A 7,106-nucleotide genomic window follows, 5' to 3' on the forward strand; every position below is an offset into this window, starting at 1 on the left:
GCCCGCGAGCAAGACGTCGGTGCGCGCCACCCCGGCGAAGGCGACCACGATCGCGGTCAGAATCGTGACCGCGAACAGCGCTATCACCAGGGCGGCCCCATCGTCTCTTCTCACTGCGCGCCTCCCACCGTGGCTGCGCTCATGCAAATGGGCACGCGGGTAACGCACTCCTCCTGCCGCCTCCCTTCGCGCAGCGCTAGCACGATCTCCGCCGCCCCGGGCAGGGGAGTGCTGGCGACCTGTTCGGTGGATGTCCCCGGCGCGTCCCACTCCGTCACCCACTCCTGCCCGTCCCAGAATCGCAGGCTGAAGGACACCACCCCCGCGCACAGCATCTGCGCCGATTCGGCGTCCAGCGCCGCCTCGCCCAAAGGCTCGCGCTCCGGCGGGCAGATTTCCCTGCGGTACAGCACCAGGGTATCGTCATCCGCTCGAGCTTGGGTGAAGTAGATCGCTTGCGCCAGGTCCGAGGCGTTCTCGCCTGACTCCGTGCCCAGGTAGAGCACGCGATCCATGCGCCGCGACAGGGTCGTAAGCTCGAGGTTCCCCTCTGTGTCCGCGATCAAGAACCCCCGCCGCCCGATGAACGCCGCGCGCAGGTCCTGCCCCACGGTATCGAGCACGGCCTCGGCCTCCTGCGCCAGGTCGGACCGCTCCTGACCGGCCCGCCAGGCGCTCAGACATACCGACATCACCCCGGTCACGCTCGCGCTTACCAGTGCCAGCAGTGTGGCGCTGACCAGCAGCTCGACCAGGGTGAATCCAGTCCCCACCCGCCTCACTGGGCCGTCTCCTGCGAAGGCAGGTAACACACCAGGGTGAACCGCTGGGCCTCCTGCTCGCGATGCCAAACCTCCACCTGAACCCGCGCCAATCCCTCGATCTCACCGGTGGTGACCTGCCAATGATACCTATAGTCCGCCAGGGCACTCGCCTGCGCGGCGGTGTCCAGCTCCGAGAAGTCGCCCTCCGCATCGCCGGAGGCGACGCCCGCCGTCTGGATCTCCGCCAGCTTGGCCTCCGCCAGCCGGGCAGCGGTGCTCCTCACGACCGCGACGCCCTGGGCGCGAGTCGCGGCCGAGAAGGCCGAGGCGGCCGCCGTCAGCCCAGTGGCGATGAGCACGACCGCCACCAGCAACTCAACCAGGATGAATCCGCCTTCGCTGAGACTATGGCGGACAAGCCCGTTATCCCACCGGTTCGCCCGCATCGCCTTCCACCACCCTCACCCGCCCGGTTAGAGGCGCGATCGTCACCGTCAAACGGCCCTGCGATCCCTCCAGCATAATCTCGGCTCGCAGCGCCTGTCCGTCCGGGAAGAACACTACCGGCGATTCGGGGCCGGCCTCCTGACCCTCCACCGACAGCGCGATGGCTTCGACCGAGTCAGGGGCCGTCACCGGCAGCGCGCCCGCGAGCGCCAGCGGCTCGAACTGCCCCGGGTCGGTTTCCTGCGCCAGGAGAAACCGGCGCTCCTCGCCGTCATACTCCAGCGCGACCCGCACCCCGTGGCAGATAGCGTAATCGCGCGCCCGGCGCGCCAGCGTCGCCACCCCCCACGCGCAATTTCGCGCCTGACTGGCGCGCTGGAACCCGGCGAAGGACGGCGCCGCCACCGCCGCCAGCGCGACCACGATCAGCGTGACCACCGCCAGCTCGACCAGCGTGAAGCCGCGCTCCCTAGTCCTCCCAGTTGGTGACATCCGCATCGGCGCCCTCGCCGTCCTCCTGCCCATCGCGGCCATAGGAGAGGATATCGTAATCAACATTGTGCTCGCCCGGGGAGGTATAGATGTACTCCCCGCCCCAGGGGTCCTGGGGAAGCTGCTTCTTGAGGTAAGGGCCGTTCCAGTTCTTGGCCTCAGGCTCGGTGCTCGGCGGCTCAACCAAGGCCTGGAGGCCCTGTTCGGTGGTCGGAGGCGCCCCATTGTCGGCGGCGTACATGTCAATCGCCGTTTCCAGGTTCTTGATGTCCGCGATCGCCTTGGCTCTCCGTCCCTGCTCGGCGCGGCCAAACAACCGCGGCACGATCACCGCCGCCAGCGCCGCCAGGATGATCATCACCACCAGCAGCTCGACCAGCGTGAAGCCTCTCTCGCGCCGAGGGGCGCGGAGTTCGAGCCCGCGGTCGCTCCTCGCAAGTGTCATCGCATTCTCCCTGACAAATCAATCGCGGAATAGATGTCGAACACCGGCAGCAATACCGACAACACGATGAACGCGACCACCGCGCCCATGACCAGGATGATCGCCGGCTCAACCAGGGTTGTCACCCGCCGCATCGCCTGGTCGAATCGGAAATCGGCGGCGTCCGCGTGACGCACCAGCATGGCGGACAGGTTGCCCGTCTCCTCGCCCACCGCGATCATCTGCGTCAGGGTCGGGGGAAAGGCGCCGTCGTCCGCCATCGCCCGGCTCAGGCTTTCGCCTTCACGCACCTGTTGCTGCAGGGCGTCCGCGTGCGCGCCGAGGACGCGATTTCCCGCTCCCGCCGCGGCGATCTCCAGCGCCTCTAGCATGGGCACTCCTCCCGCCAACAGCGTCCCCAGCGTGCGCGCGAAGCGGGCGACTGCCACCTGCGCCACCAAGCGCCCCACCAGGGGCAGCCGCAGCAGCGCGCCGTCGAGCGCGGTGGCGCCTCCCGGTGTCGCCGCGACCTGTCGCAGCGCGAGATACGTGAGCGCGCTGGCGCCGGCGAACCACGGCCCGATATGAGGCGCAGCGTGGGCGATGGCCAGCAGCAGCCGCGTCGGCGCGGGCAGCGCCTGCCCCAGGTCCGCGAAGACCACCGACAGCCGCGGCACCAGGAAGGTGACCATGAACACCACCGCACCGATTGCCACCATCACGATGACCGCCGGATAGGTGAATGCCGACACGATCTGCGCTCGCCGCGCCTCTTGGGTTTCCAGGTGTTCGGCCAGGCGTGTGAGCACCGCGTCGAGATGACCGCTGCTCTCACCCGCGCGGATCATCTCCACGTAAAGGGTCGAGAACGACCGCGACAATGGCCGCAGCACCTCCGACAGCGGTGCGCCGCGCTGCACTTCGCGGCTTACCGTCTCCAGCAGTTGTCGCTGCCGGCCGCCGGCCTGCTCGCGCAGGAGCTCGAGACAGCGATGCAGCGGCATGCCCGATGCCACCAGGTCGGCCAGCTGCCGCGTCAGCATCGCGACCTGGCCGCGACCGAGCCCAGGTCCCCGGGCGCCGCTATTCGCGTTGGCGCTGGCCGCGCCATCCAGTTCGGTCGGAAACACGCCTGAGGCGCGCAGCCGTGACGCCGCGTCGCGGCGGTCGGAGGCCTCGATCTCCCCCACAACGGTTGCGCCCTGCGCGTCCAGGGCGCGATAGCGGTACTTGCCCATTACCATCCTGCCGGGCTCGCCCCGAGGTCACCGAGGCGGGCCCGCGCTCCTCCACCCACGCTCAGCGGATGACCCGCGGTCCCTGCGAATCTTGGCTGGGTCCGCCCCAGCCGCCGCCGCCGGGCCGGCGCATCCCCTCTGCGCCGGGACCACCCATCCCGCCCGGTCGCATCCTGCCGCCCATGCGCATGCCCATGCCGTTGTCAAGCACGCCCATCGCCGTCAGCGCCGCCCGCGCCTTGAGCGACACCGCCTTGATCAATTGCGCGTCAATCGCCTTGACCTTCTGGCGGTACGCGAGCTGGGCCGCGTCGAACCTCTGCAGCGCCGCCCTGAGTTCTTGGTCCGTGGCCTTGTCGTTGCGCGCCGTCTGCCCCAGCGCCTCCAGCTCCTTCGCCAGCGGAGCCGTAGCTTCCATCTTGGCGCGCGCCGCCTTCTTCGCCGCAGCTTTCTCGGCCTCGGTCAGGCCGAGGCGCCCCAGCATCATGTCCAGCATCTGGCCGGGATCACCCTGCGGCCCCATTCGCTGCCCACCAGGCCCTGGCGGCGGCGCCGCAACCGGCCCCGGCGCCTCTGCGGCGATCACCGCCCCGGCCACCGCCGCGACCAGCAGCAACGCGGCCATTGCACGGAATCTCATGGTTCTGCTCCCTTCTTGCCGACATCCTCGGCGTCAGATCTCATCGCGCTGGCATACGCGCAGCACTTCCTCCACCGTTGCCCGGCCCTGGCGCACCTTCTCGCGCGCGTCCGCCAGCAGCGTCCGCATCCCCGCGGCGACCGCGCGCTGCTTGATCTGCGACGCCGACGCCTTTCCCAGCACCAGGGACCGCGCCTCGTCGTTGATCGCCAACAACTCAAACACCCCCGTGCGCCCGAGATAACCGGCGCCCCGACAGCGGTCACAGCCGGTCCCGCGACAGGCGCTGAATCCCCCGCGCAGCTCCGGCTCGACCCCCAGCTCGGCCAGCGCCTCCGCGTCGAGCTCCACCGCTTGCTTGCAGTGGGGGCAGACCAGGCGCACCAGGCGCTGCGCCAGCACCGCGATGACGCTGGACGCCGCCAGGTAGGGCTCGATGCCCATGTCCAGCAGTCGCGTCAGCGCGCCGGCGGAGTCGTTGGTGTGCAGGGTGCTGAAGACGACGTGCCCGGTGAGCGCGGCGTGAATGGCGATGTCCGCCGTCTCGCGGTCGCGGATCTCGCCGACCATGATCACGTCCGGGTCCTGACGCACGATGTGGCGCAGACCGGCGGCGAAGGTGAGGCCAATAGCGGGGCGGACGTTGATCTGATTGGCGCCGGGCAACTGGTATTCGACCGGGTCTTCGATGGTGATTACCTTGCGCTCGGGGGAGATGATGCGGCTGAGCGCGGCGTAGAGAGTGGTGGTCTTGCCGCTGCCGGTGGGCCCGGTGACGAGAATGATGCCGTGCGGCCGGCGGATGATGGCGGCGTACTGCGCGAGGACATCGGCCGGCATGCCCAGGTCCTCCAGCTCGCGCAACCCGGCGCTCTTGTCCAGCAGGCGAATGACCACGCCTTCGCCGAACAGGGTGGGCACGGTGGAAACCCGCATGTCAATCTGCCGGCCCGAGAAGCGCAGGCGGATGCGCCCGTCCTGTGGCAGGCGGCGCTCGGCGATATTGAGGTCGGCCAGGATCTTCACCCGCGACACGATCGCCGCGTGCAGGCGCCGCGGCGGCGACGAGGCCTCGCGCAGCACCCCGTCCACGCGGTAACGAATGCGGGTGTAGGTCTCGTAGGGCTCGATGTGGATGTCGCTCGCGCGATCCTGGATCCCCTGGTGCAGCACCAGGTTGACCAGCTTGATCACCAGGGCTTCGGACGCCATCTTCTCCAGGTCCGAGACCTCCAGGTCGTCAATCGCCGGCTCCTCCACCTGCAGCTCCGCCATGTCGCGGAACATGCGCTCCATGTAGAACTGCTCGATCGCCTCGGAGATCTCGGCCGCGGGCGCCAGCACCGGACGGATGTCGCAGCTCACCAGCAGCCGCAGGTCGTCAAGCGCGGAGACGTTGAGCGGGTCGGCGGTGGCGACGACCAGGGTGCCGTCGTCCTGCTGCAGCGGCAGCACCTGGTGGCGCAGGGCGAACTCGCTCGGCACCTTGAGCAACACCTCCGGGTTGAGCAGCCGCTCGACGTCGTGCACGTATTGCAGCCCCAGCCGCTCGCCGAGGTACCGCAGCACCTGCTCTTCCCCGGCGAACCCCAGGCGCACCACCACCACCGGCAGCCGGTCGCCGCTGCGCTCGCACTCCCGCAGCGCCTGCTGCAATTGATCTGCCGTGAGCAGCCCGGAATCCGCGAGCAGATCCCCGAGCGATTGACCTAGAGGAATCCCCATCCCGTTGTCGCCATCCTTACCAGGGCAGACGCTTTCGGAGGCGCGAAGGTTTCAGCGCGCGTCGAGAAGACCCGCGCAGTGCCTGGGGCCGGCCCCGATTGGGGGCAGCTTGCCGCCACGTTGCGGGGGCGCACCAGCGTGCTTGCCTCGGTGGGCGACGGGTGAGGAGAAGCGGGCGCTGGCCGCCCGGGAAGCGGGAAACGAGCCCACCGCCTCGGATAACCATGCCCATCAGTTGCAGGCGGCGAACAAGAGCGACAGCGCCCATCGCCTGAGCAGCCACGCCGCCGGCGGCGCGCAGGCGGGGGTCTAACTCTGGCGCGGGAACAGGTCCCGGATCATCCCCAGGGTCTCCTCGACGAGTTCCTCCCCGCCCGCTGGGCCAACTATCGACACGACTGGCATCGCCCCATATCCGCCCCTCTGAACCGCTCGTTCGGTGGGAAGATACAAGCCGCGGCCGGCGGCAAGCTGTACGATCACCGTTTGTGAGGCGGGACTGCGCGCCTTGATGCGCAGTCCATAGTCGAGAAACAGCTCGAACGGATTCGTCGCTAGAGCGACATCGCCGACCCGCAAGACGTGCAACTGCACCGGGACCGGTTCAGTCGTCTGGAGGCCGTCAAAGCACTCGACGACGGTGCGCAGCCGCTGCGTATGCCAGGAGCCGGCGCCATGATTCAGCAAGGCGCGCTCATACTCGGCCTGCGCCCAGTCTCGTTCCTCACGCGTGATCCTATATGGGGTCAGTTCGATGCGCCGCACGGCGTGGGCGAAGGGTATGTCGTCGGTCGCCGGGGTAGTGCAGGTGAGGGCCCGCGTTACCGCGTCGGCAACGCGCACGGCAATCTCGCGGCGCTCCGAAACCCCCCGGCGACGGCGCATCCTCTCCTCCTCGCGCTGGTAGAGTAGCAGGTGCGGGGAGATATCGCCCGCCGCCGCGCACAGCGGTAGCACGTGCAGCGCCTCGCCAAAGCGAGCGCGCAACTCGACCCGTATGTCATGCCAGAAGTCTGCGGAGAGAAGTTCCAGGAGCTCGTCAACCTGCGACGGACAGGGAATGGCGACAGCCACCCCGGTAAGGCGCCCGCCGGCATCCCAGGTGAAGAGCAGGTCCACGCTGTGATCCTCGTATCCCTCGATGGAGACGAAGTCGTCGCGGTCCGTTCGGCCGTACATCTGGGCAGTGCCGTCGGCGTAGGCAACGCGCCGGTTGTGCCCGACTACCGCGTGCTCGAAGGCAGCTGCGGTGGCCTGCGGGACGCGGCTCTCCCAAGCCTCCGCCGCCGCATCCGCGGCCTGGTCGGCCACCCATGCCGTGCCTTCCTGCGGCGTCATCACATCGCCGCCCGGGTGCGCAAAGGTCCCCTCTTCGA

At 68.9% G+C, this 7,106-nt stretch carries 9 protein-coding genes; 1 reads left to right on the forward strand and 8 read right to left on the reverse strand.

Translation table 11 applies throughout. The features are described 5' to 3' along the window. Nucleotides 1-110 precede the first annotated feature (110 nt). The 7 genes from VM221_02400 to gspE all read right to left on the reverse strand — a co-directional run bounded on the left by VM221_02400 (nt 111) and on the right by gspE (nt 5,730). The gene (locus VM221_02400) at nt 111-782 is read right to left on the reverse strand and encodes a prepilin-type N-terminal cleavage/methylation domain-containing protein (protein HUT73670.1); all 672 of its coding nucleotides are present in this window, start codon (nt 780-782) and stop codon (nt 111-113) included. Beyond that, nucleotides 779-1,210, reverse strand: coding sequence for a hypothetical protein (locus tag VM221_02405; GenBank protein ID HUT73671.1), 432 nt, complete (start codon nt 1,208-1,210; stop codon nt 779-781). Before VM221_02405 ends, VM221_02400 begins: the two co-directional genes overlap by 4 nt. Next, the gene (locus VM221_02410; protein ID HUT73672.1) at nt 1,188-1,709 is read right to left on the reverse strand and encodes a prepilin-type N-terminal cleavage/methylation domain-containing protein; all 522 of its coding nucleotides are present in this window, start codon (nt 1,707-1,709) and stop codon (nt 1,188-1,190) included. The genes VM221_02405 and VM221_02410 overlap by 23 nt, the downstream gene beginning before the upstream one ends. After that, nucleotides 1,681-2,148 (reverse strand): type II secretion system major pseudopilin GspG, encoded by a 468-nt coding sequence (gene gspG, locus VM221_02415; GenBank protein HUT73673.1) that lies wholly within the window; start codon nt 2,146-2,148, stop codon nt 1,681-1,683. Before gspG ends, VM221_02410 begins: the two co-directional genes overlap by 29 nt. After that, nucleotides 2,145-3,365, reverse strand: coding sequence for a type II secretion system F family protein (locus tag VM221_02420; GenBank protein ID HUT73674.1), 1,221 nt, complete (start codon nt 3,363-3,365; stop codon nt 2,145-2,147). Before VM221_02420 ends, gspG begins: the two co-directional genes overlap by 4 nt. A gap of 61 nt (nt 3,366-3,426) precedes the next feature. Then, complete coding sequence (locus tag VM221_02425; protein HUT73675.1) at nt 3,427-4,005, reverse strand: hypothetical protein; 579 nt, start codon at nt 4,003-4,005, stop codon at nt 3,427-3,429. A gap of 33 nt (nt 4,006-4,038) precedes the next feature. Then, entirely contained in the window at nt 4,039-5,730 is a 1,692-nt protein-coding gene (gene gspE, locus VM221_02430; protein HUT73676.1) for a type II secretion system ATPase GspE, read from the reverse strand. A gap of 142 nt (nt 5,731-5,872) precedes the next feature. On the opposite strand from gspE, the gene VM221_02435 reads away from it, so the two are divergent. Next, a complete protein-coding gene (locus VM221_02435; protein ID HUT73677.1) occupies nt 5,873-6,043 on the forward strand; it encodes a hypothetical protein in 171 nt (56 codons plus the stop codon). Here VM221_02435 and VM221_02440 read toward each other — a convergent pair. Further along, the coding region (locus VM221_02440) for a hypothetical protein (protein ID HUT73678.1) at nt 6,040-7,106 on the reverse strand (1,067 nt) is incomplete at its 5' end. The two genes, VM221_02435 and VM221_02440, sit on opposite strands and share 4 nt — an antisense overlap.

It is taken from the genome of Armatimonadota bacterium (assembly GCA_035527535.1).
GTDB lineage: Bacteria > Armatimonadota > Hebobacteria.